General features: G+C 44.2%; 27 protein-coding genes and 1 pseudogene. 18 read left to right on the top strand and 10 right to left on the bottom strand.

The features are described from left to right. Positions 1–13: 13 nt before the first annotated feature. Positions 14–1,072 carry an endonuclease/exonuclease/phosphatase family protein gene (locus tag WA338_RS04315; protein ID WP_272986047.1) on the top strand — a complete coding sequence of 353 codons (1,059 nt, stop codon included), beginning with the start codon at positions 14–16 and terminating at the stop codon, positions 1,070–1,072. Here WA338_RS04315 and WA338_RS04310 read toward each other — a convergent pair. Next, positions 1,069–2,073 (bottom strand): YihY/virulence factor BrkB family protein, encoded by a 1,005-nt coding sequence (locus WA338_RS04310; protein WP_009781726.1) that lies wholly within the window; start codon positions 2,071–2,073, stop codon positions 1,069–1,071. The genes WA338_RS04315 and WA338_RS04310 overlap by 4 nt on opposite strands. After that, the gene (locus tag WA338_RS04305; RefSeq protein ID WP_009781725.1) at positions 2,066–2,512 is read right to left on the bottom strand and encodes a hypothetical protein; all 447 of its coding nucleotides are present in this window, start codon (positions 2,510–2,512) and stop codon (positions 2,066–2,068) included. The genes WA338_RS04310 and WA338_RS04305 overlap by 8 nt, the downstream gene beginning before the upstream one ends. Positions 2,513–2,641: 129 nt before the next feature. Here WA338_RS04305 and WA338_RS04300 point away from each other — a divergent pair, with 129 nt between their 5' ends. The 4 genes from WA338_RS04300 to WA338_RS04285 all read left to right on the top strand — a co-directional run bounded on the left by WA338_RS04300 (position 2,642) and on the right by WA338_RS04285 (position 5,639). After that, positions 2,642–3,226, top strand: a complete 585-nt coding sequence (locus WA338_RS04300) for a HupE/UreJ family protein (protein ID WP_009781724.1) — start codon at positions 2,642–2,644, stop codon at positions 3,224–3,226. A gap of 86 nt (positions 3,227–3,312) precedes the next feature. Beyond that, entirely contained in the window at positions 3,313–3,753 is a 441-nt protein-coding gene (locus tag WA338_RS04295) for a deoxycytidylate deaminase (protein ID WP_272986044.1), read from the top strand. Beyond that, entirely contained in the window at positions 3,754–5,343 is a 1,590-nt protein-coding gene (locus WA338_RS04290) for a S41 family peptidase (RefSeq protein ID WP_273016753.1), read from the top strand. Between the two features lie 2 nt (positions 5,344–5,345). Continuing rightward, positions 5,346–5,639 (top strand): hypothetical protein, encoded by a 294-nt coding sequence (locus tag WA338_RS04285; RefSeq protein ID WP_273016754.1) that lies wholly within the window; start codon positions 5,346–5,348, stop codon positions 5,637–5,639. A gap of 26 nt (positions 5,640–5,665) precedes the next feature. Here WA338_RS04285 and WA338_RS04280 read toward each other — a convergent pair whose 3' ends face one another. Further along, a complete protein-coding gene (locus tag WA338_RS04280; protein ID WP_009781720.1) occupies positions 5,666–5,890 on the bottom strand; it encodes a hypothetical protein in 225 nt (74 codons plus the stop codon). Between the two features lie 9 nt (positions 5,891–5,899). Then, positions 5,900–6,472 (bottom strand): MarC family protein, encoded by a 573-nt coding sequence (locus WA338_RS04275; protein ID WP_009781719.1) that lies wholly within the window; start codon positions 6,470–6,472, stop codon positions 5,900–5,902. 204 nt (positions 6,473–6,676) lie between these two features. Here WA338_RS04275 and WA338_RS04270 point away from each other — a divergent pair, with 204 nt between their 5' ends. Together WA338_RS04270 and WA338_RS04265 are read left to right on the top strand one after the other, a co-directional pair. Further along, positions 6,677–7,258, top strand: coding sequence for a DUF3109 family protein (locus WA338_RS04270; RefSeq protein ID WP_272986041.1), 582 nt, complete (start codon positions 6,677–6,679; stop codon positions 7,256–7,258). Beyond that, on the top strand, positions 7,248–8,384 hold the full coding sequence (locus tag WA338_RS04265) for a methionine aminotransferase (protein WP_273016756.1): 1,137 nt from the start codon (positions 7,248–7,250) through the stop codon (positions 8,382–8,384). Before WA338_RS04270 ends, WA338_RS04265 begins: the two co-directional genes overlap by 11 nt. Here WA338_RS04265 and WA338_RS04260 read toward each other — a convergent pair. Continuing rightward, positions 8,381–8,881, bottom strand: coding sequence for an aminotransferase (locus WA338_RS04260; protein WP_273016758.1), 501 nt, complete (start codon positions 8,879–8,881; stop codon positions 8,381–8,383). The two genes, WA338_RS04265 and WA338_RS04260, sit on opposite strands and share 4 nt — an antisense overlap. A gap of 36 nt (positions 8,882–8,917) precedes the next feature. Further along, positions 8,918–10,873, bottom strand: coding sequence for an FUSC family protein (locus WA338_RS04255; RefSeq protein WP_273016760.1), 1,956 nt, complete (start codon positions 10,871–10,873; stop codon positions 8,918–8,920). Between WA338_RS04255 and WA338_RS04250 the strand changes: the two genes are divergently transcribed. Further along, the gene (locus WA338_RS04250) at positions 10,845–11,207 is read left to right on the top strand and encodes a hypothetical protein (protein WP_273016761.1); all 363 of its coding nucleotides are present in this window, start codon (positions 10,845–10,847) and stop codon (positions 11,205–11,207) included. The two genes, WA338_RS04255 and WA338_RS04250, sit on opposite strands and share 29 nt — an antisense overlap. Before the next feature lie 39 nt (positions 11,208–11,246). On the opposite strand, the gene WA338_RS04245 is transcribed toward WA338_RS04250, so the two are convergent. Then, on the bottom strand, positions 11,247–11,756 hold the full coding sequence (locus tag WA338_RS04245; protein ID WP_009781713.1) for a DUF1440 domain-containing protein: 510 nt from the start codon (positions 11,754–11,756) through the stop codon (positions 11,247–11,249). A gap of 398 nt (positions 11,757–12,154) precedes the next feature. Here WA338_RS04245 and WA338_RS04240 point away from each other — a divergent pair, with 398 nt between their 5' ends. Further along, positions 12,155–12,613, top strand: a complete 459-nt coding sequence (locus WA338_RS04240; protein ID WP_154648972.1) for a hypothetical protein — start codon at positions 12,155–12,157, stop codon at positions 12,611–12,613. Beyond that, on the top strand, positions 12,600–13,649 hold the full coding sequence (locus WA338_RS04235; protein ID WP_040533002.1) for an LPO_1073/Vpar_1526 family protein: 1,050 nt from the start codon (positions 12,600–12,602) through the stop codon (positions 13,647–13,649). The genes WA338_RS04240 and WA338_RS04235 overlap by 14 nt, the downstream gene beginning before the upstream one ends. Positions 13,650–13,688: 39 nt before the next feature. On the opposite strand, the pseudogene WA338_RS04230 reads toward WA338_RS04235, so the two are convergent. Beyond that, positions 13,689–13,796 (bottom strand): annotated as a pseudogene (locus tag WA338_RS04230) (IS110 family transposase); the annotation flags it as partial. Between the two features lie 32 nt (positions 13,797–13,828). Here WA338_RS04230 and WA338_RS04225 point away from each other — a divergent pair. From WA338_RS04225 to WA338_RS04205, 5 genes are all read left to right on the top strand, one after another. Next, complete coding sequence (locus WA338_RS04225; protein WP_273016764.1) at positions 13,829–14,116, top strand: hypothetical protein; 288 nt, start codon at positions 13,829–13,831, stop codon at positions 14,114–14,116. Positions 14,117–14,148: 32 nt separating this feature from the next. Further along, the gene (locus tag WA338_RS04220) at positions 14,149–14,574 is read left to right on the top strand and encodes a hypothetical protein (RefSeq protein WP_273016766.1); all 426 of its coding nucleotides are present in this window, start codon (positions 14,149–14,151) and stop codon (positions 14,572–14,574) included. Between the two features lie 1,508 nt (positions 14,575–16,082). Then, entirely contained in the window at positions 16,083–16,922 is an 840-nt protein-coding gene (locus WA338_RS04215) for an FKBP-type peptidyl-prolyl cis-trans isomerase (RefSeq protein ID WP_336092208.1), read from the top strand. A gap of 805 nt (positions 16,923–17,727) precedes the next feature. After that, positions 17,728–18,726 (top strand): hypothetical protein, encoded by a 999-nt coding sequence (locus WA338_RS04210; RefSeq protein WP_273016768.1) that lies wholly within the window; start codon positions 17,728–17,730, stop codon positions 18,724–18,726. A gap of 9 nt (positions 18,727–18,735) precedes the next feature. Next, entirely contained in the window at positions 18,736–19,200 is a 465-nt protein-coding gene (locus tag WA338_RS04205; protein ID WP_273016770.1) for a hypothetical protein, read from the top strand. A 324-nt stretch (positions 19,201–19,524) separates the two neighbouring features. Here the strand turns inward: WA338_RS04205 and WA338_RS04200 are convergent, their stop codons facing one another. Next, positions 19,525–20,688: a serine hydrolase domain-containing protein gene (locus tag WA338_RS04200; RefSeq protein ID WP_273016772.1), complete on the bottom strand. Its 1,164-nt coding sequence runs from the start codon at positions 20,686–20,688 to the stop codon at positions 19,525–19,527. Positions 20,689–20,842: 154 nt separating this feature from the next. Between WA338_RS04200 and WA338_RS04195 the strand changes: the two genes are divergently transcribed. The 3 genes from WA338_RS04195 (at position 20,843) to WA338_RS04185 (ending at position 23,469) form a co-directional block, all read left to right on the top strand. Then, on the top strand, positions 20,843–22,336 hold the full coding sequence (locus WA338_RS04195) for a catalase (protein ID WP_009781700.1): 1,494 nt from the start codon (positions 20,843–20,845) through the stop codon (positions 22,334–22,336). An 82-nt stretch (positions 22,337–22,418) separates the two neighbouring features. Then, positions 22,419–22,898: an ankyrin repeat domain-containing protein gene (locus WA338_RS04190; RefSeq protein ID WP_272987280.1), complete on the top strand. Its 480-nt coding sequence runs from the start codon at positions 22,419–22,421 to the stop codon at positions 22,896–22,898. Beyond that, positions 22,885–23,469, top strand: a complete 585-nt coding sequence (locus WA338_RS04185; RefSeq protein WP_009781698.1) for a hypothetical protein — start codon at positions 22,885–22,887, stop codon at positions 23,467–23,469. Before WA338_RS04190 ends, WA338_RS04185 begins: the two co-directional genes overlap by 14 nt. Here WA338_RS04185 and WA338_RS04180 read toward each other — a convergent pair. Continuing rightward, on the bottom strand, positions 23,462–24,127 hold the full coding sequence (locus WA338_RS04180; RefSeq protein WP_009781697.1) for a 3'-5' exonuclease: 666 nt from the start codon (positions 24,125–24,127) through the stop codon (positions 23,462–23,464). The genes WA338_RS04185 and WA338_RS04180 overlap by 8 nt on opposite strands.

Here is a 24,127-nt window from a genome sequence, read left to right as displayed (position 1 = left end):
TTTTAGGTGTGTTATGCAAAATATTCGATTAAAGGTATTGTGGGTGCTCATAGTTAACCCGATGCTGTGCGTTTTTGCGATGCAAAAGCAAGAATACCAATTGGTTACGGTAGCCTTTTACAATCTGGAAAACCTGTTTGATACCGAAAACGATCCCATCACCTTTGATGACGACCGTACGCCCGAAGGCAAGGACCATTGGACGCAGGAGATCTATGCCGATAAGCTGCTGAAAATGGCCTCGGTGATCGCGCAAATCGGTCCGCCGGAAGCGACCACCGCCCCGGTCCTTGTGGGGGTGGCAGAGATCGAAAACCGAAAGGTCTTAGAAGATTTGGTCAATCAAACTCCACTGAAGCAAAGCCGCTACGGGATCGTGCATTATGACTCGCCAGACCGGCGCGGGATCGATGTGGGACTCTTGTATGACCCTAAGCTTTTTCAGGTGGTGAGCAGTAAGGTATACGCACTCAAACTTTACGATCCGGAACGTGAAAACCGACGGATCTATACCCGCGACCAACTCTTAGTAAGCGGAAATCTTGCGGGAGAGCGTATGCATATTCTGGTCAATCACTGGCCGTCGCGCAGTGGAGGAGAAGCGCTTACGCGACCGCGACGTATGGCTGCAGCGGCGCTTAACAAACGCATTATCGATTCTATTTTGAGTGAAGAGCCGTATGCCAAGATCATCAGTATGGGTGATCTTAATGACGACCCTAAAGATAAAAGCCTCAAAAAGATCTTAAAGACTAAAGCCCGCCCGGAGCAGGTAGGGCTTCAAGAGATCTACAACCCGATGGAACGCATGGCCAAACGCGGTCAGGGTACGCTGGCCTATCGCGACAGCTGGAATCTTTTTGATCAGGTCTTGCTTTCTGCAGCTTGGTTACAACGGGATTATGAACACTTTCAATACTATAAAGCCGGGATCTTTAATAAGCGCTTTTTACAAACACCCGAAGGTCCCTACAAAGGCTATCCCTTTAGAAGTTTTGCTAACGGAAAGTATACCGGCGGTTATAGCGACCACTTTCCGGTCTATGTGTGTTTGCTGCGTAAAGCCGATTAAGGGGTGTTAGACTCTTCAGGATTGGTGGCTAATTTTATCGCTTTTTTTTTATCGGCTTCTACTTGCTTTTGTTTTTTGCGTAAGGCTTCCATCTCTTCGGTATGGGCAAGCTTGGCGTGGCTGTTGGGAACGATCTTATGTTTTTTAGCGATCGCATACTGCACGGTGATCTCAGCACCAAAGAACAGGATCAGGCAGGTGTAATTCACCCAAAGCAAGATCAATACGATAGAAGCAGCGCCCCCATATACTGAGGCGGGATTGCTGCTGGCAAAGTAGTAGCCCAAAATGCTTTCCCCTATAAGAAACAGGATCGCGGTAATGCTAGCGCCCAAGACGGTGGTCTTGTACCCCATTTTGACATCGGGGAGTATTTTAAATATCGCAGCAAACAGCGAGGCGATAAAGAGAAACGAGATGAGAAAACGCAAGGCATCGGCAAAGACGACGGTGATCGACGGCGCAAATTGAGAGAGGTAATCGGTTAGTAAATTCAGTAGTACGGTGATCACAAAGGCCACAAGCAGCATAAAGCCCAGCACGAGCACCATCCCAAAAGCAATGGCGCGGTTGATGAGCATCCGCTTAAAGTTTGATTTCTTTTCGGTGACGTTCCAGATGGTATTCATGGTTTTCTTCATCTGAAAGAAAACCCCTGTCGCACCATAGATCAGTGCGGCAATGCTGATGATCAGCGTGATCCAGTTGTCGTTCTCTACCGTGACCTTTCCTATCATTTGTTCAATAGCAATGGCTACTTCGGGCGAGATGAAACGCGCGATCTCATCATGAATACGTCCCTGTACGGCTTCCGGGCCAACAAAAGCACTGGCGATACTGGTGACGATCATCAGCAGGGAAGGCAGTGAGAATAAGGTGTAATAAGCAATAATGGCGCTCTTGGCAAAGGGATCGTTACGGTCCCAGGCGAGGTAGGTGTTTTTCAAAAAGATAAACAGCCTGTAGCCTTGCTTAAGTATGGGATTTTTAGGACTATTCATCGCCTAGAAAGGGTCTAATGACATAGTCGAGTTCGTCTACCGCTTTTATGCTCAAGTCGATACTGCGGGTTTCAATGCTGTCTTTGCGGGTAAGCGTAGGGATCACGTAGCCGGAATAATTGGCCGGTAGTTCTTTTTGGGTGGTGTTGAATTGACGCTCGCATTCCGCAGCCATTTTAGTATAATCGTTGAGTTCGATATTCAGTTCCAGATGCCGGCCCTCATCGTCGAGTCCGTCAATCGTATTATCTGCCGAAACCGGATCGTAGATCAGCTTTTTAGTACTCAAATTATAGGTGTTGCCACGGGTATCGATATAGGTGTACTGCGGGGCGTTGGGAAGTGTAGTTTTGGCAGTGGTCAACGCGGGTACGGTTTTACAACCTACACTCAGGCTAAGCATTAAAAAAGCAACAAGAACAGCGGCGATACGAGGCATAGTCAATTCTTTTAAGGCTTAAATTACAAAAGCCGGCATTTTTGCGATTTCTGTTTAGACATAGTTTAACGTTTAACAGTACAACTTTGGGAAATAATTGTAGTTTTGAGAAAATACTAAGTTCCCCTTATGTCAGATTTTTGGTTCTACTTCAAAATTGGTTTAGATCACGTTTTAGATTACACTGCTTACGACCACGTTTTATTTCTCATTGTACTTTCGGTTCCTTATGTCTTTAAAGATTGGCGCCGGGTATTGTTGATGGTGACCCTGTTTACCCTGGGACACACGACCTCGCTGCTGCTTGCGGTATATGGGGTGGTGCGCATCAACCGGGGACTGGTCGAGTGGCTCATACCGGTGACCATTTTTATCGCCGCTTTGTACAATGTGTTTACCGCAGGGAGAGGAGCCAATAAAGACAAACTGGGCGTACTGTTGATCACCGCCTTATTCTTCGGACTCATACACGGGTTGGGCTTTTCCGGCTTTTTTGAGCAATTGACCGCGCATACGTCTAACAAGCTGTTGCCGCTGGCCGAATTTGCTTTGGGTATTGAAGCAGCGCAGATCATCATCACGCTTATCGTATTGATCATAGGCTTCATTTGCCAAACCATTTTCAGGTTCTCTCGCAGAGACTGGATGATGTTCATATCTGCAGTCGTTATTGGTATGGTAATTCCGATGCTTATAGAAAATTATCCGTGGTAAAGCACGTTTTATAGGATGAGAAGCGAGCCAAGTTTTTTATCTTCGCAAACTTAACAGCTTGTAGCTCAGCTACAGTATTCAAGAGTATGTCTAAGATCTCATCAGATAAACAGCGGGTTTATGATATCGCTTATTTACGCATGGCGCGGGAATGGGCAAAACTTTCGTATTGTCAAAGAAAACAAGTTGGCGCTTTGATCGTTAAGGATAAGATGATCATTTCAGACGGCTATAACGGCACGCCTACAGGTTTTGAAAATATCTGTGAAGATGACGAAGGCTATACCAAGTGGTATGTGCTTCACGCAGAGGCTAACGCGATCTTAAAGGTAGCGGCCTCTACACAATCCTGTGTAGGTGCTACTTTATACATCACCTTGTCTCCGTGTACCGAATGCAGTAAATTGATACATCAAGCCGGCATCAAACGCGTGGTTTTTAATAAAGCCTATAAAGACCCTAGCGGAATTGATTTTTTACGTCGTGCCGGCGTAAGCGTAGATTGTATAGAAACTATTGACGAATAAATGGCCGGTTACCAAAAAAAATACCTTCCTATCTTTTTCTGTGTGGCAGTAGCCCTGGGTATTTTTATTGGGAGTACCCTCAACTACAGCAGCAATCCCACCAACCTGTTGGGAGGCAATGCCAAAAAGGAAAAGCTCAACCGCCTTATCGATTATATCGATTATGAATATGTAGATCCCATCAATACCGATAGTATTGTTGAAGTGACCGTAAACGGAATCCTGGAGAATCTCGATCCGCACTCGGTGTATATTCCGCCTAGTGAATTGCAGGAGGTGAGTGAGAGTATGAAGGGTGATTTTGTAGGTATCGGGATCAGCTTTTACAACTTTAACGACACCATTGCCGTCATTCAGGCCATTCCCGGCGGACCAAGTGAAAAGGCGGGAATACGCGGGGGCGATCGCATCGTTGCAGCAGACGACCAGTCGCTTACCGGTGCCGATGTGCTTGACGACTCGATCACCAACCAACTCAAAGGCCAGATCAATACCAAAGTAGCTCTTAAGGTAAAACGTCCCGGGGTAGACGGCTTGCTCGACTTTAAAGTCACCCGCTCGGTGGTGCCGCTTAAAAGTGTAGATGCGTCGTATATGGCAACCGATACGCTGGGCTATATCAAGATCAACCGTTTTGCCGAAAGTACGCCTGAAGAATTTGAAAAGGCTTTATTGTCTTTAAAGCGGAAGGGCGCGCGTCAGTTGGTACTCGACCTGCGCGGCAATCCCGGCGGTTATATTTCGGCGGCAGAGCAGATCGCCGATCAGTTTTTGAAAGAAGACCAACTCATCCTCTTCACCAAAAACAAAACCGGAAAGATCGAGAACGCCTATGCTACCGATGAAGGCAACTTTGAAAGCGGAAAGCTGTATGTGTTGATCAATGAGAATTCGGCTTCTGCCAGTGAGATCGTAGCCGGGGCCATTCAGGATAACGACCGTGGGGTCATCGTAGGACGCCGTTCGTTTGGGAAAGGTCTGGTTCAACGGGAGATGCAACTGGGTGACGGGAGCGCGGTGCGCTTGACCATTGCGCGCTATTATACGCCTACGGGTAGAAGCATACAACGCCCTTATGATGCAGGTAACAAAGCTTATTATGAAGATTACCTGTCACGCTATAAGAATGGAGAAATGCAAAGTGCCGACAGTATCGCGGTAGCCGACAGTCTGCGTTATGTAACGCCGGGCGGAAACGTAGTTTACGGCGGTGGTGGGATCATTCCTGATGTGTTTATCCCTAAGGATACCAATTATGAGAAAGAAGCCATTACCTATGCCTTGCGTGCAGGTTATATGAGCCGGTTTATCTTTGAGATCATCGAGCAGCGCAGGCCGTATTTCAACAGCTTGTCGTACGAGCAATTTCAGGAAGAGGTAAGCATTAGCGATGCACAGATGAACGACTTTGTAGCTTACCTCAATGCACGTAATCTAAAAATTAGAATACGCGATTATAAAGCCGATTTAAAGCGTTATCTTAAGGCCGTCATGGCGCAACAGCTTTTTGGGAATACCATCTTTGAAAAGTTGGTCAACGAAGAAGACCCCGCCATCATTAAAATTAAAGCCTTGAGCCGAGAAGAATAGTTATGGTAATAATAGCTTCCATATTTGTTTTTTGCATTGCCGCAGTATTTCGTCTGCTAGACAATTCTGCCGGGCTGTTGATCTCTAATGGGATATCGGTAAGTCCGTTTTACCTCAAGGATGCTGAGATCAAAGAGCAGATGGACCAGATCAAAGACCGTCAGCTGCGCAAAAAACTAAAACGCACCCTGATCTTTCAAAAGCTGCACAAGATCTTTTTGGTACTGGCGATCTTTACCTTTATTGCCGGGATCGTTTATGAGTTTTACAATCCCAGCCTGATCAAATTACTCTAATAGCAGGTGAACCTGACCCAAGCTGCTTAAAGCTGGCGCTTGGTTTGCTTTTGCTTCCCTTTACTCTTTTCAGCAATTTTTCTGGAGATCATTAAGATGAGCACCAAAAGGATCGCACACAAACATGCCACTACCGAAATAACCGCTACCGTACTGTCACCGGTCAAGGGTGCACTATAATCTACTTGCGTGAGGTTAAAGATAAAAAGGGCGCCGGCAAGGGCGAGTATGATATACAATGCAACTTTCATGAGTGGGTTTTAAAAGAGTCCTTGAATATTTGTAGTAAACAGCTTTACTGCCATGGCCAACAAAATTACGCCAAAGATTTTGCGTATGATGTTAATTCCCTGTTTTCCTAGGATTTTTCCGATTTTACCCGAAGCTTTCAATACCGCATAGACGATCACGATATTGATAAAGATCGCCACGATGATATTCTCCACAGCATATTCTGCACGTAGCGACAGCAACGAGGTCATGGTCCCTGCTCCTGCGATGAGCGGGAAGGCAAGCGGTACCACACTGGCGGTCTCAGGTGCGTCGTCTTTGTACAAGGAGATGCCCAGGATCATTTCCAAAGCGAGGAAAAAGAGAATGAACGAACCGGCCACCGCAAACGAGTTGACGTCGATACCGATGAGGTTCAGGATCTCTTTACCTATAAAGAGAAATACCACCATTAAAAGCGCTGCTACGATCGAGGCTTTTTCACTTTGAATATGCCCTACCTTTTCGCGCAGCCCAATGATGATGGGGATGTTGCCGATGATGTCTATAATCGCAAATAAGATCATCGTTGCCGTTACGATTTCCTTAATATCAAATGCCATAACTATGCTTTTTTTTAAGAGGGCGCAAAACTACGTCTATTTCTTTGATTTATAAGCAATAAAACCCCAAAATTTAACGATTAGATAATCTGCAGAAAACCCTGTCGAAACACAGCCATAAACATTGTAAATCACAAAGAATCCATAAGAAACATGAACGCAGAAATACTCGGTGCTCAGCGGCAGAACATGTATCTTTGCGCTATGTTTCAAATAGACCAAACCATAGTTTCAGAAGACGTTATCAACAAAGATTTTGTATGTAATTTGTCTGCGTGTAAAGGAGAATGTTGTATTGCCGGAGAGGCAGGAGCGCCGGTAGAACCTCAGGAAGTTGAGATCTTAAAGGAAATTTATCCTAAAGTAAAGCCTTTTTTACGCCCTGAAGGTGTCGCTGCGATCGAAGCCCAAGGCACACACATTAAAACCGATCTGGACCAACTGGAAACGCCTTTGGTGAATGGTGCCGAGTGTGCGTATGTGACCTTTACTAAAGACGGGGTGGCTTCTTGTGGGATCGAGGATGCGTACAACGCGGGCGAGGTAGCTTTTAGAAAACCCATCTCGTGTCACTTATATCCGGTGCGCTTGCAGAAGTACTCCAAGTTTACCGCGGTAAACTACGAGCGCTGGCCTATTTGTGATGATGCCTGCAGCCTCGGGAAAGAACTGCAAGTGCCCGTGTACAAGTTTACAAAGGATGCGCTCATTCGTAAATTCGGGGAGCAGTGGTATCAGGAACTGGAAGATGTAGCCGAGCTATATAAAAAGGGTGATGCGAAGTAAACTGCCTCAAAACAAACTCTCTATTTTTGCTGTGATGAGCAAAATGGCGGCACAGTACAACGCCATCAACTTATCGCAGGGCTTCCCTGATTTCAATACCGATCCTAAGCTGATCGATCTGGTAACGCAAGCCATGCACAACGGGGCCAATCAATATGCGCCGCTGGCGGGGCATCTTCCGCTACGCGAAAACATTGCAGCATTGGTACAGGACTTGCGCGGTGCTACTTACGATCCCGAGCAGGAGATCTGTGTTACGGTAGGCGCTTCGGAAGCTTTATTTGTGGCGATTACGGCTTTTGTACATCGGGAGGACGAAGTCATCGTCTTGAAACCGGCGTATGATACTTATGAGCCTACGATCGAATTGCAAGGCGGAATTCCCGTACCGGTACAACTTGACGCCCCCTATACCGCAGTAGACTGGGATGCAGTAGCCGCAGCGATCACGCCCAAAACGAGGATGCTTATTCTCAACAACCCGCATAATCCCAGCGGAATGGTGCTGAAGGATGCCGATCTTAAACGTCTGGAGGAATTGGTAAAGGATACCGATATCCTGATCCTGAGCGATGAGGTGTATGAGCATATTATTTTTGATGCGCAGCAACACCGCAGCGTCGCATCCTATCCCGGATTGAAAGAACGTGCGCTGGTGACGGCTTCTTTTGGAAAAACCTTTCACACCACCGGATGGAAAATGGGCTACTGCCTTGCGCCTAAGGCGCTGATGGCGGAGTTTAACAAAGTGCATCAAAATACCGTGTTTTGTGTGCATCATCCTACCCAAGTCGCCCTCGCCGAATATTTAAAGGAACCCAAACATTATTTAGATCTGGGTGGTTTTTATCAGCAGAAGCGGGATGTGTTCTTAAACGCGATCAAAGATTCGCGCTTTCAATTTACGCCTTCAGAAGGTACCTATTTTCAAATGCTGGACTATAGCGCGATCAGTGACCTGAACGATGTTGCCTTTGCCGAATACCTCACCCAAGAAAAAGGCCTGGCGAGCATTCCGGTATCGGTGTTCAATAAGGATAAACGCGATGACCAACTCTTGCGTTTTTGCTTTGCCAAAAATGAAGACACCCTACTGCAAGCCGCAGCCATTCTCAATAGCCTTTAAAGCGCCGCTGCGCTGATGATCGAAAGGTAGAGGTTGGCCGCATACCCGCAATAGACGAGGAGTTCGTGCAGCTCGGTTTGCCCGTCAAATGCTGCAAGCTCCACGTCGTAATGGTAACGCAGCTGATGCCATTTGCTGGTGCATACCAGTTTAAACTGCAGTGCTTTTTCCGCATTAAACACCTCAAACTTCAGCTTTAGACCGGAGGTATTTTTCAGAATATAATTCACTTCGGTACGATCGGGGTTGATGTAACGGATCACCATCTGCCCTTTAAGGTTGAAGGTGATGTCGCCCACATTGCGGTCGTTTTTAAACAAGTCTACTTTACTCGTCCAGATGTTCTTCGGTTGGATCTCAAGCACCGCCTGATTCAGGTTTGTGGTGGCTTTGCTCGAAAACCAGTTTTTATACACCACCTCGCAGATCACGCGCGTACCCTCAAGCACTTTAAAATCGCCTTTAGACGAACTCGAACTCAGTTTTAGATCAGACATACACGGGGGTTTTAGCTAAAGTTAAGCCTTCTTCGGCTAAGTATGCAGACTTTTCAACTGCTTGTTGAATTGTTCGCTCAGGCGTTTGAGGGAGGTGAGTTGCTCGCTTAAAATATGGGTTTCCAGCAAGGCTTCGTCAGGCTCTTCAGCCGTTTGGGTTTCAAAAGGAAGGATCTCGCTTTCCTCTAAAACTGTTTGTGGGGTTTGCGCTTCCAGCAACAACAAGGCATTGTCAATATTCTTAAAAATAGGCGCGGTCACCTGATGAAAGGCTTCGCTACGGCGGGTCACGTTATGCGTGCGCAAATAAGCACCTATAGAGGCCAGCGCTCCTAAAAACGCGTGATTGAGTACGGCGAGTTCGTACAGCTTTCCGGTAAGCTTGTCGTTGCCTTTAGGCTCCTGCAACAAGCGCTGCACCCCGCTGTTGAGTCCGGCGGTGGCGATAAAGGCTTTCTTTCGCGCCAGCTTATAGGCGAGCGCCAGCTCCTCTTTGGTATCATAATGCCGCTCGATCGCCTCGAGGTAATTGCGGTGTGCCCGCAGGCTGTCGGCTAAATTCTGTTTGAGGGTTTTGGCTTCGCGGGTAGGCCAGAGCACCGCATTGGCGAGGGCGGCCAGGGCTGCACCTACGGCGGTATCGATGACGCGGAATTGGATCACCGCCAGCACATCGGGACGCAGCAGGGCATAGGCAAAAATGATACTCAGGGTAATGAATAAGGCACCGGTGCGGTAGTTCTTTTGCAGGGAGGCTTGTGCCCCGATAAAACTGAAAATCGCCAGCACCCTAAAAAGCATCTTGTCATTCTCAAAAAAGTATACGATCCCACCCGCTACTAGGGCACCTATCAAGGTCCCCAGAATACGCTGTTTAGAACGCTCTTTGGTAAGGCCGTAGCCCGGTCGCATAATCACCACGATGGTGAGCAAGATCCAGTACGGGTTTTGTACCGAAAATAGATTGCCAAGTGCGATCCCGGCAACCGCGGTCACGGCAAGGCGCAACGCGTGCCTGAAGATGGGTGAATCCGGGTTAAGATGCTCCAGCAGGAGCCGGCTGCTGTAATCCTGCTTGGTGATAAAACCTTCCAGCTCCTTAGGCGAATCGGTATTGGTGTCTTTGATGCTTTGCTTGCGGTCGAGCAGGGCAGCGATACTCAAAATACGCTGCGCCTGTTTTTCCTGCAGTTCATACAGGTTGTGCAGCACCATACGGTCTGAAGGGCTGGTTTCCTGCTTCAGCAGTTGCAATTTGCTTTTGGCGCTTTGCAAGCGGCGGTCGAGCGTATTAAGGTCGAGGTCATGCTTTTGCAGGTTGGTGGTGACAATGCGTTTCAGGCTTTCGCTTTGCGCCATATTCAGCTGAATAAACGCCTCCAGCTGCTCGGGATAACGCTGCAAGACTTCGTGCATGGTTCCGGGCGGTACGGGGCTCGTTAACGAAAGTTCTGAAAGGTCTACCAGTTCGGCAAGTACCAGAAAGCGCTTGCGGTAATAACTTGAGGTGCCCGAAGCGTGACGCGCCTGCAACAAGATCTCGCGCAGTTTTTCCAGATGCTCGTTGAATTCGCTTTGAATACTGAACAGCTTTGTCAGCCCCGTATCCCGGTCGGTCGTTTGTTGTAGAAATTCGCGGCGGGCGGCGATATAATCGGCACTCAGGTTGAGCGCGGTCTCAAAGAGTTCTTCGATCTGCTTCTTCGGCGCCAGCAGGTCGTAGAGCATAGTCAGCAGCAAATACCAGATGCCGCCCAAAACGATAAGGCCACTGCGTTCGTAAGGTAAGAGCCCGGATGCCGAAAGATTGGCAAAGCTGAGCACTACGGCAAACAAGCCCGCAAAGCCGATCAGCGAAGCCCGAAACCCATAGACCGAAAGCATGGACAGTAAAAATACAGTGATGCCCAGATAGGGCAATTGCACCCAAAGCGTATCTGGAATGTAGGCCCCCAGCAGACTGATGACCCCGCCCAGAGCTGCCGAAAGCAAGATCCCGATGCGTTTGTTTTTAAGACTACCCGATACGGTACTGGGCGAAACGAACAATACGCCGGTGCCCAGTGCCAGCCCGATGTTGAGCGCGCCCAGAAGATACCCCGCAAGCATAGGCGTCACCACCCCAAAGGTGATGAGTACAGCCTTAGCAAAATCGGTACTGTTAAAAAACCGGGTCGTTTGGGTATGGTACTGCCTGAGGTTCACGGTAAACAATTTGGTACGGGAAGCCGGTCTCCCGCACGGTAAAGGTGCGGCTTTTTACCCAAAGCGCGGCGGTTACGCGATGATCGAGCTTGCATGCGCTGCAGATCGCCCTAAGGTATAAAAGAGCTTCAAACAGAAGCCGGGTGTTGTCTTGGAGCGCTTATTCGCGTAATTTTTTGGCTACATAGCCACGTACCAGCTCGGTCGTAACCCCAAAAGCCACGTGTGCCAGGAGTTCGTTGATCTGAATTTTTGCAGGGATCTCGGTAGGATTGTCTTTAAGCCCTAAAAGCGGCAACGAGGTTTCGTGCGTCCCCACCCAGGTGGTCGCACCATAGGCCGCGCCTTCAAACACATTGGTATCCAGCTTATCGCGTTTGGCATAGCCGTAGGTTGCTCCCAGACTGGCGCCAAAAGGTACATTGACCAACTGCTCTGCCAGCTCGTGGTTGCTCTCGCTGATGCGCTCCCCGGTGATCTTCATCGAGAGGTCGTCTATCATCTTCACTTGTGCCGAACGGGTATTGGGCTTGCGTACCGGAAGTACTTTCTCGATCGCGGTCTTTACCAGCGTACCGGCAATACCGCCCAGGACACCGGAGATCAAACCGCGGCTTACATTAGAGGTGAGGCTGTCTTTTTCTAACCAGGCTTCAAGGCTGTTGCTCATAATAGGATGTTTGGTTTAAAGGTAACAAGTATGTAAAAAAAGGCCTTTGGGTTTAACAGCTTTTTGACACCTGTGGCAGGGGCGTTAAACGGGTTTGACAGGGGGATAATGCATAGATTATCCGTTAATTAACCATAGTTTGCCCATAAACACTGGGGTTTAATGGTAAAACAACGGATAAACTATGGTCAAACAATGGATAAAGCCCGAAGCATCCCCGAGGGGAAATACCCCCTAATTGCAGGTTGATTATTGATAATTATGGAATTGCGTAAAATAGTGTGGGGATTTTGGGGTAGATTTATACAGAACTGTTATTATGTTGATATACCGTGAGTTTTTGGAAGATATAAATACGTTTAATGTTGATGTTATAAGTAGTATGCAATTAAAAAAAAATGAGTAAAAAGAATAGTTGGATATTAATTTCTCTAGGAATAGCAACAATAGCTTTTATAATATCTTGGTTATTATTGGGATATTGGAAAGTTTCATTAATTGTAGCAGTTATTAGTGGTTTAATCACATTAAGTTTAAATCCGATAAGACGATACATGAAAGCTTTTTGGTCCGTGTTTTCTCTTTTGATAACTCTTAATTCAATGTCATTGAAATTTGTATCAAATTTTTTTACCGAAAATTCTATTAATGATATTGAAGCGAGTATAGGTACAACTTCGTCAATTTTAAATATTAGTCTAATTGTTCTATGTGTTGTCCTTTTAATTTTAGACTTTTTTGAAAGAAATGGTTCGCCAATTTTTTCGAATACTAAAATGATTCAAAAAGGAGGTAAAAATTCTAAAAACTATCAATCGAAGGGAGACATTAACATTACCAATTATGATGAAAGATAAAAAACAAGAAGGAGGAGACGGCTCATCCAATATTCAAGCAGAAAACGTTAATGTTTACAACGGTATAACATACAAAGATGCCAAAGAGATAGCCTTAGATGTATTCAACTCTAATTTTATAAGGCTAAAAAGTGAGGCTGCACAAATTGCAGCAGAAAGAGCGGAAGAAATAACAGAAAAGATAGTAAAAGAACTGAACGAAAAAAGCCCAGAATCATTAGAAGAATTCAAAAATCCTGCAATGCAAGACGCCTTATTTCAAACCCAAAAAGAATATGCAAAAAGTGGTGATGAAGAACTTGGCAATTTACTTGTTGATATTTTGGTAGATAGAGCAAAAACTCAAGAAAGAAATATGCTTCAATTGGTTCTCGATGAATCGCTATTGGTAGCACCAAAACTTACAGTTGAGCACTTTGACCTTTTAACACTTAATTTTTTACTTGCTCAAACAGTTAACCAACGAATTAGAAACCTCGAATCATTTACAATATACATAAAGAAACATATTATCCCATTTGCAGATGATTTAAGAAATGAAAGAACCACTTTTAATCATTTAGAATATTTAGGTTGTGGTCATATAAGAGTTGGTGATTATGGTCAACTTGAAGAAAGTTTTAAAAGGCAATATAAAGCTATGTTTTCAAAAGGATTCTCTTTAGAAGATTTTGAAAATGAAGTTGGAGATTTTGAAAATTCAAAGACTTTTATAATGCCTTGCCTTCATGACAGAAGTAAATTCCAAATGAATACTTTAAGTGATACAGTATTAGAAGAGCAAATGACAAATAGAAATATTAATCAGCAGGATAAAAACAAATTAAAGGCCTTCTTTAATAAAACTACAATGAATAATAATGAGATAAGAAAATATATCATTTCAATAGACCCTAAAATGGAAAGTTTATTTGATTTATGGAACAATTCTTCATTGAAAAAATTTGAATTAAGTGGAGTTGGAATATCAATTGCTCATGCAAATTTTAGAAGAAAAACTGGAGAGACTTTAGACCTATCAATTTGGATAAAATAACTGCATACAATGAGGAATTGAGTTAAAATCCAAGAGCATTTAGTTCAATTTTGTTGCATAATTTGGGTCATAGGGCAGGCCGCTCTTTGCGATTGCAAGAGCTTGTTTTATTAGCTTATTTATCACAGCATTTGGTGCTAGCTTTTTAAAATAACAGATCTTAACTTCATAATATACCCATGCTACTCCAAAGAAAAGTACAACTTATCCTATGTTTTGTTCAAATGCTGTTGTCGGAGGTTTGGGTTTTTAGGATGGGTTGGTTGTATTACCAGTACCACTATACCGATCTTCTTTTTGCTTTTAGGTATCCCGATTGGGTGCTCTTTTTAAACATAGGCCTCGGTTTGCTCAATACGTATTTGGGCTACCGCGTATTAACCGGAAGACTAGCCATTCTTAGAAGTTATGTGCTTATGCTGTGTTTGATCGTTTTGGGGAGTTTGCTTAATTTGAGTGTGTCTTAAAAGAGGAAGGAATACTCAAGAAGGGTATGTTTTTGAATAACAATCAAGTTTTAGAAGCTGCATTTATCTTTGAACGCCATAATGGTGTTAGGCACGGTGATTATGAAAACGACCTCATCGCATTCTCCAAATTTAAGGACTACCCGCCTGCCAAATTAGAACAGCTGCTCATCAAGGGTGTGGATGCTGGCGTGTATACAAATGATGAGGAACGGGTTGGTGTGTATTGGGCATTATCAAAAAGCAACAACAGGAAGCTTATACCGGTATTTAGGCGTTGGTTGCGTAGCGAAGTGGCTGCAAACTGTGACACTGTACTTTTTCAGCTCTTAGTTGCTCTTGACCGTTTGGATGAACCGGTATTTCCTAGAACACGAAGCAGTCGTGCAGCAGATGATAATGCACTGAATTTACGGGATGCACGAGCATATTTAAATAGAATGGGAAGTAGTCTTTGATTTTTTTTAATAAAACAGTCAGTACTATAGGATTTAAGATGTACTAATTATGAATTTATTTATAAGTCTAATTGTGCCGGCGTTGGGAGTAAGTGGAGTTTAATTGACCTTGGGGAGTAAGACTGGTTTAAATGTTTTTATCGGCTTTGAATACTTGGAATGAGAAATTTTATTTATTAACAATGTTCCTTACTTTTCTTTGCTTGTCCAAAGAAAAGTAACAAAAGAAAAGACCCTTTTTCTTAGGTATTTTGCCTTATCAGGCAAACCGCAAGAAGGCTCCTAAATTTCTTCCAAGGCTTCAGAAATTCTTAACGGAGCCTTCTCGCTATACTGAAGAAAAAGAAGTGGTAACCCTTCGGGTTTGGGTAATTTTTCTTTGTTCTATTATCTTAAGTCTCCCTTTGAAGGGAGATTTAGAGGGATGTTAAGGTTTCTTCTGAAAACATCCATCCCCAACCCTTCCTTCTAAGGAAGGGTGTTACTATTGAGTTACAAAAGGAACCTTTTAAATTATGCTTAAACACGCGATACAATCGCGCGAGAACGGTAGTACAATTTCCTATATATATTGGGACAGGCAGCGCGACAACGGTGACAGGGTGCTGCGTATTTCGTATTTCTACTTTCGTATTTCAACGTCTTTTCTCTCTGTTCTTTTATCTCAAGTCTCAAATCTCAAATCTCAAGTCTCAAGTCTCCAGTCTAAAAACAACCCTTGCTTACTGTAAGCTGCTACTGCCGACTTTTTTATGGCTTCTGAAATTCTTAACGGAGCCTTCTCGCTATACTGAAGAAAAAGAAGTGAAAACCCTTCGGGTATGAGTAATTTGTTCTTTGTCCTTTGTCTCACTTCTAAAATCTGAAGTCTATTTTGACGTCAGCACCGGCCTACTTTTTAGATCTGTAGTAAAACAAGCAGGCGCCGCAGCGTTGGGCAGTGGAGGATAGCTTAGCGCAGCGGTTTGCTATCCGCAGGCAAAGGCGTTTGCATAGTTTTCAAGGATCTAAAAATAAGCCTTGATTTTTTGGTTCTTTGGCATCAAGGCAAAAGAACAGGAGTATAAATTGAAGTTTGTCTTTTCAATTCATGTTCCTTACTTTTCTTTGCCTCTCCAAAGAAAAGTAACAAAAGAAAAGAGCCTTTTTCTTAGGTATTTTGCCTTATCAGGCAAACCGCAAGGAGGCTCCTAAATTTCTTCCAAGGCTTCAGAAATTCTTAACGAAGCCTTCTCGCTATACTGAAGAAAAAGAAACGGAAACCCTTCGGGTATGAATATGAAGTGCTAAAAACCGTATACTGCAGCGTGCGACCGCTGACTTTGAAAAAGCTCCCCTCCTTTTGAAGGAGGGGAAAGCCCGCGTAGCTGGGCAGGGGTGGTTCTTTAGGATCAATCGTTATAGCTATGGGTATAATAAAGTTTATATATTAAAATACTGAAAAACAGTTGATTATATTTTTTTGGTGCCTGAAAAGAAGTATCTTTAGAACACCTAAACCAACAACCATGAAATACACGCTTCGATTTACACTACTCAGTATTTTTATACTTCTTGCTTCCTGTAAAGAAAAACCAACTACAGCAGACGATGCTACCGCTCTGGGAGATACCATTACCACTTCCAGCGGGTTGAAGTACCTGTATCTTAAAAAAGGTAACGGCCAGAAAATAGAAATGGGTTCTATGGTAGTGAGTTATACCGATTTGTACATCAAAGAGCTCGACTCGTTATTATGGACGACCAGCACGATGCATGATTCGGTTTTTAAATTCATTCAGGAGAAAGAAACGATGATCAAAGGCTTTACCGAATTGAACTCCTATCTCGTTGAAGGCGATGAGGTGGTGGCCGTGTTGCCCGATTCTATCGCTTACGGAAAAGAAGATCACAACGGACTCCCGGGAGGCTCTACCTTAGTGTATGATCCTTATGTGGTGAAGAAAGTAACTCCAAAAAAGGAAGACATCACCGATACGCTGGTGCAAATCATAAAGACCCAAAAGGTGGATGACGCATTGCGTTTTTATGAGGAGGAACGCGATAAGGCAGCGCAGGGTTCTTTTCATACCGATGTTGACCTGATCTATATGGGACTGCTGACGGAGCTGGTACAAGATTCTCTAGCCACCGAAATACTGCAAGTAGCCGATTATATGGAAGCGCAAACCTCAGATTCCAATACCTTATTCGCCTTACAAACCGTGCAAGTCTATGCTTTACAAATGCAAGGGAAACTAGAGGAAGCCTTGGCTGAAGCACAAACCTATGCTGCAAACACCGATGCTGAAAATGAGGCCTACTGGCAAAATAGATTAGCAGAATTAGAAGCTTTAGTAGATGAATAGAAGATTATTTTTTTCAATTCTTGTTCCTTACTTTTCTTTGCCTCTCCAAAGAAAAGTAACAAAAGAAAAGAGCCTTTTTCTTAGGTATTTTGCCTTATCAGGCAAACCGCAAGAAGGCTCCTAAATTTCTTCCAAGGCTTCAGAAATTCTTAACGGAGCCTTCTCGCTATACTGAAGAAAAAGAAGCGGAAACCCTTGGGGTATGAATATTCAATACCGCAAACAGAAAACTGAATACTGTAAACTGCTACTGCCGACTTACTCCAAAGCTTCCTACAGCTATTCTGAACCGAGGGAATATTAGATTCGTTTAACCCTTCGGGTATGGGGAATTTGTCATTGTTCTCTTGTCTATCATCTTAAATCTCCCTTTGAAGGGAGATTTAGAGGGATGTTGAGGTTTCTTCTGAAAACATCCATCCGCAACCCCTCCTTCTAAGGGCGTTACTATTGAGTTACAAAAGGGAATTTTAAAATTATGCTTGAGCACGCGATACAATCGCGCGGCAACGGTAGTACAATTTCCTATATATATTGGGACAGGCAGCGCAGCAACGGTGACAGGGTGCTAGGTATTTCGTATTTGAAACTCGTCTTTTCTCTCTGATCTTTTGTCTATTCTCTTATATCTCAAGTCTCAAGTCTCAAGTCTCAAGTCTCAAAACAAACTTTGCTCACTGTAAACTGCTACTGCCGACTTAATCACAAGCTTCCTTCAGCAATTCTGAATCGAGAATCTGAGGCCAAAGAAATGATTATCAGATTAATAAAGCGACTTCATTCTTTTTTGATTAAGTTTGTAAAGATGCTAAACCTAATCAAATCAGGGAGTTTAACGAGTTGCCGGTCAAATTTTGGTTGGTGGTCTTTTAGGGTGCGCCCTATAATACACGCAGTTGTGCTTTTGGTTTGTGCAGTATTGTGTTGTGCTTCTTGTAAGCATGAAGAACACTCGAGAAAGGATCAGGCTCAATATTATCCAACAACTCCCAGTACACCGGAGCGTATTTCACCACCCGAACGTACTATTTATGAAAAAGGGGATTCCATACGTGATTTTGAAACCAATTTTAAGAATCTCTTTCAGAACTGGGACACAGCACCAATAGTTAATGCCGCTGACTTTAAACTGAAAGGCTATTCCTTTAAAGAAGTGATTGAAGATCGTGCTGCCTTGAACAGGTACCGTAACTATTTTACCAGCAATCAAAGCTTAGGTATGAATATGAGGAAGTCCTCTAGGTCTTCTGCAAATGGCGAAAAAGCAAAAGTGCGTATGACGCTTTTGCCCGAGTATACCTATGACCCTATTTTAAATGTAGACCCTAAACCGGAGTGGTATACTCCAGCCTTCAAGGATGCTGTTGTAAAATTAGTAGATCAAGATTTTAATATTGATACTTTAGAACTTACGTATCACAGCAGTATGCAAAAAGAAGAGTTTACTGAGCAAAAAGGATATTCGTCTGATGGTTCACCTAACTACATAAAGGGTAGGGCGCAGAAGAATTTTGAGACCTATGCCTTAGGTCCGTTGTCGGAGGATTATATTCAGGTGTTTGTCACCGAAAAAAAAGCATTAGAAGAATTACCTCTTGAAGCGCAACAACGCATCCTCTTAGCGCAGTTGCGCAACCAACGACTTACCGCTCAGGTGAGCCTTAGTAAAAATATGGCTGTAGGCGATGTGGTCTATGCAATACAGTTTCTGTATAAAGAGAAGCCTAATGAAGTGTTTGTGATTTGTGATCAAGATTCAAAAAAAGTACTAGTTGATACTTTTTTTAGTGCCATTCGATATTGATCTGTACTTATGAAAAACACTAGCTTAGCTCTGGTTTTACTAATACTAACTTCTTGTAATCGAGAGTCTGCTCCAAAGGATAATGTTTCTCAAGATGCTTTGATGGAATCAGAGTTTGTTAGAAGTGGCGCAAAAGCATCACGTTTCGTGATGACGAGTAGCGGGTCCTTAAAGCCCTCAACGGCTGTAATCTTGAATGGTATAACTTTTAATATAGTTCAAGATCAGCAAGGGGATACGATCTATAGAGGTACGCGGGATTCAGCATTTGAAACTCCTGAAGGGTATAGCATAGGAGATTCAATAGGAATGGTTCAGAATTCTTACAGAGAATTAATGTATAAAGAACCAGGTTTTGGCTATTTTATTCCGTTGCCTTCGGGATGGACTTTAGGATTTTGTCAGGGTGCAACCTGCACCTCTTTTGAACCTAAAACTAAAGATTCTGCACGATGGATTTTTAAAAGAGAATAAGTATTCATTAAATCAAAAGAAACGATGCCTTTTGGATAGGTGTTTTTTGCTATCGCAAAAACCGCAAGCGCATCCCTAAATTTCTTCCAAGGCTTCTGAAATTTTTAGCGGGATACGCTTGCTATACTGACCAAAAGGGAACTAAACCCTTCGGGTATGAGTAATTAATACTGCAAACCACAAACTGAAGACTGCTACTGCCGACTTTTAGTATGCGCTCGAAAGGACAGTGTGCTACGTATTTCGTATTTCTACTTTCGTATTTGAAACTCGTCTTTATTCTCTTGTCTCTTGTCTCTTGTCTCTTATCTCAAGTCTCAAGTCTTACTCCACTCCATAAACCAACTCTAAAAAGGCTTCGATCTGACTGGGTTCTAGCCAGCGGAGTACGATGACCAGGTCGTTCTCTTGGTCGATGACGATAAAGTTTCCGCCAAAGCCGGCAGCATAGTATAAATGCTCGGGGAGGTTTTCCCAATGACGTGCACCTTGTTGATTCAGCCACCACATATAGCCATAATTGGGGTTAGGTGTAGAAGGTTGTTGCACGGCTTGCACCCAGGATTCAGAAAGCAGGCGCTTGCCGTCCCAAACACCATCATTAAGAAATAAAAGACCAAAACGCGCCATATCTTCTGCACTAATGAACATCCCACCACCGGAATGTCCGCCGCCGGTCACGCTTTGCATTTGGAGTCCGTCTATGGTGCTCCACGCATTGTCGTAACCAAACCAGCGCCACGAGGTAGAAGCGCCTATAGGATCCATAATGTGTTCTTTCAATACCTGAGGAAGCGGTTTACGCCATGTATGCGTCAAGGCATAAGCCAATACATTTACGCGCACATCGTTGTATTCAAAAAAGGTTCCTGGGGTACGCAGTTCGCGGTTTTTCCAGTCGTCAAGTCCGCCCTCACGAGGTGGACGGTCTGCCCAGTCCTTTCCGCCCCAGAGTTCGCCGCTCCAATCGGAGTTTTGTTCCAGCAGGTGCTTCCAGGTCACCTGGCTGTTGTGTGCACCGTCAAAGGTTCCGTCCCAAATGTAATTTCCAACAGGGTCATTAACATCGGTGATGATCCCGGCGTCTACTGCGAGTCCGGCAGTGGTAGAAAGAAAACTTTTGGTCACACTAAAGGTCATATCTACCCGTTGCGTATCGCCCCAGCTGGTCACGAGATAGCCATTCTTTAAGATCATTCCTGCAGGTCCGCCCCGTTTTTTGGTAGGTCCGGCGATGTGGTGAAAGGGTTCGCGCTCAAATCCTTTAAGGATCGCCTGGCGCAGATCACGAGAGCCGGTGTATTCATGTTCCAGTGCAAAATCAACAGCAGCCTGTAGCGAAGCTTTGGTGAACTTCCCGGAAGTTTCGGATGTGGTTTTCCATTCGGCTTGATATTCGGGAAAATAAACCTCCTGCGCTGTGAGCTTAGGCAGTACTAAAATAAGGAAGCAAGAAACAAAGAGAACGAAGGGGTAGTGCTTTTTCATTAAGGTTGTTAATATTATTGTTAAAAATTATGGTAAACAAAAGTTAAATAGCTTTTGATAATGCTTTGATGCGATCTTTTAATCCTTTTCTAACAAAATCAGGATTCTCATTAGATACCTTTGAGAGGAAAATTACCAAAAAAATAGTGATATCATGGCAGAGAAAAAGAAAATGACCACCACAGCCGGAGCTCCGGTTGCAAACAATCAAAAGTCGCAAACGGCCGGTGAGCGCGGACCTGTAGTAATGCAGGACTATAAATTATTTGAAAAATTGGCGCATCAAAATCGCGAGCGCGTTCCTGAGCGTACGGTGCATGCCAACGGTTGGGGCGCCAAAGGTACGTTTACGGTAACGCATGATATCACCAAATATACCTGTGCCAAATTGTTCTCTGAGGTAGGCAAGCAAACACCGGTGTTGTCTCGTTTTTCTACCGTGGCCGGGGAGCGCGGCGCTGCAGATACCGAGCGTGACGTGCGCGGATTCTCTTTAAAATTTTATACTGAAGATGGAAACTGGGATATGGTAGGAAACAATACCCCGGTGTTCTTTATTCGTGATGGGTATAAATTCCCCGACTTTATACATACACAAAAGCGTCATCCTAAAACCAACCTGCGTTCTCCGGAAGCGATGTGGGACTACTGGTCGCTTTCTCCGGAAAGTTTACATCAGGTTACCATCTTGATGTCTGACCGCGGGATCCCAATGACGCCAATGCACATGAATGGTTATGGATCGCATACCTTCAGTCTTTGGAATAAGGACGGAGAACGTTTTTGGGTGAAATTTCACTTCAAAACCCAACAAGGAATTAAGAATTATACTAACGACGAAGCTGCGGACATTATCGGGCAAACTCGGGAAAAATATCAGGAAGAGCTGTATAAAGCCATTGACGAAGGAAACTACCCTAAATGGACATTGAAAATTCAGGTGATGCCGGAGGCCGAAGCAGAAAATCTGCCGTTCAATCCGTTTGACCTGACCAAAGTATGGTCGCATGATGATTATCCGTTGATCGAAGTCGGCGAACTAGAGCTGAACGAGAATCCGGAGAATTACTTTCAGTATATTGAGAATGCAGCCTACTCTCCATCTAATGTAGTGCCGGGAATTGGTTTTTCACCAGACAAGGTATTGCAAGCGCGCATTTTCTCTTATGCCGATGCACACCGTTATCGTTTGGGAACGCACTATGAAGCTTTACCGGCCAATGCGCCTAAAAATGCGATGGTGAATCATTATCACAAGGACGGGCCGATGCGTTTCTTTACTAACGACTTTGGTAATCCTGATGCTTATTATGAACCGAACTCCAAAGGCGGTGCAGTTGAAGTTCCAGAAGTTGAAGAACCGCCTATGCGCATCAGTGGTGACGTAAAACGCTATGAAGAGAACGACACTTATGGTATTTATAAGCAACCGGGAGATCTGTTTCGTTTGATGCCACAGGATGAGAAGGAGCGTATGTTTGTAACGATCGCTACGGCACTCGATGGTGTTTCAGAAGAGATCGTACAGCGTCAATTAGCACATTTTTACAAGGCAGATCCTGCGTATGGAAAAGGTGTAGAAGATGCTATTGAAGCTAATAAAACCGGCGTTGATCCCAACTCTAACGTGCTTCCGGAGGAAGTTTAAGTAATTGAAAATTGATAATGCGAGGCAGATTAAAATTTAGGCTGCCTCGCTTTTTTTTGAAAAAATATAGTATTTTAACTAGATGAAATCAGAATCTCTATTTAATGCCATTCGCTCTGAAGACGAGCAAACCGTAGCCAGTTTACTGGCAGAGCACCCCGAACTGCTTAATGAAAAAGACCAGCGTGGTTCTACGCCTTTATTGCTGGCGACCTATTACGGGCATTTGGGAATCAGTAAAAAGATCATTGCTGCCGGGGCAGATCTTAATGCAAAAGATGCTTCGGGCAATACGGCTTTGATGGGCGTGTGCTTTAAAGGTTATGTAGAAGTAGCCAAGCTGTTGATCGATGAGGGCGCCGATGTGAATGTGCAGAATTTTAACGGGGCTACTGCATTGATCTATGCAGCAACCTTTAACCAAAAAGAGCTCGTAGAGCTGTTGCTGGAGCGTGGTGCCAATCCTGATCTTAGAGATTCAAGAGATCTGAAAGCCGAAGACCATGCGCGTATGCAAGGTCTTGATCAAATAGAAAACCTTCTAAAGCATGCTACACCCTAAAGTAGTACAGAACTTACATTCGGTACGATTTAGAAACGTTGGTTTTAAGCGCAAGCCGGTACTGTATCCACAGGCCGAGCGCCAATTCAACCGTTTCTTGATCAACGCTATCGGACATGATGTTTTTGTCATAAGCACCGGTCTGGGACTGGATGTGTACTATAGCAGTACGCAAGATTATACCGAATTCATAAAGAGCAACCTTTGGTTGTTTAAACCCGCAAACGATATCGTTACCGAGCGGCATTTTGTGGCAGCAATGCACGGACCTGAAGTACTCGATTATTTCAACACGGTTGTAGATAGTTTGATCTCTCACCCACAGTTGTTTTTATCCTGTTGCAAGAAGTTTATGCAGTATTATAAAGATGCGATGATCAAGACACGCTTATTGCAGTTGCTCTACAGCACCTTTGAATCGCACTTGCAGGAATTGATCACCGATGCTGAAGTTCCGTACACCAAAAAGATCATTAAAATGCTTAACGAGTCGGAGTTGTTTGACTATAAATATTTTGATGATGTAGACCGATTAGCGCATCAGCTGAAGAATGCAGGGAACTTTAATTGAGCAGGATCTGTTTCAGCTTTAACTTCTTATTGGTCTTTAGTTTAGACATAACCTTTAGAAATGCCAGCGCAGTGATATACGCATCGCCCATGGCTTTATGTCGGTCGGTCTTGGCTATATTCAATTCTTCGCAAAGATCATCCAGCGTGTAGACCTTATTGGGATCTGTGATATTGACCAGATGTACCGTGCGTTTGTACAATACTCCGGTGTCTGTAAATTTATTTTTCAGTTTAGGAGCACCCAGGCGTTTGAGCGCATAATTGATGATACCAATGTCAAAGCCTACGTGATGCCCAACCAGAATAGCGTCTCCTATAAATTCTAAAAAGGCTTTTACGGCTTCTTCTTCACTTACTTTTTTATACTTGCGGTTCTCCCTTAAAATACCGTGAATGGCCACGGCCTCTTCATTAAACACCTCTTGCTTCACGTAAAGTTCAAAACTGCTTGACAAGCTTATTTTGTTTCCCTTAAGTTCTAAAGCGCCGATGCTTAGCATACGATCTTCACGCGCGTTGGTTCCTGTAGTTTCAGTATCAAAAACCACAAAACGCGCCTCCTCAAGTTCGGGAAGGCTTTTGCTTGCGAATTGCGCAGCATACTGCTTGTAGAATTCTGGCGGCTCAGGCGTTTTACTGAAAAATGGAATGTGCAT

Origin of the sequence: Leeuwenhoekiella sp. CH_XMU1409-2, assembly GCF_037029365.1 — a bacterium.
Taxonomy (GTDB): domain Bacteria; phylum Bacteroidota; class Bacteroidia; order Flavobacteriales; family Flavobacteriaceae; genus Leeuwenhoekiella; species Leeuwenhoekiella blandensis.
Note: the sequence above shows the minus strand (reverse complement) of the source record. Positions and strands in the feature narration are given on the sequence as shown.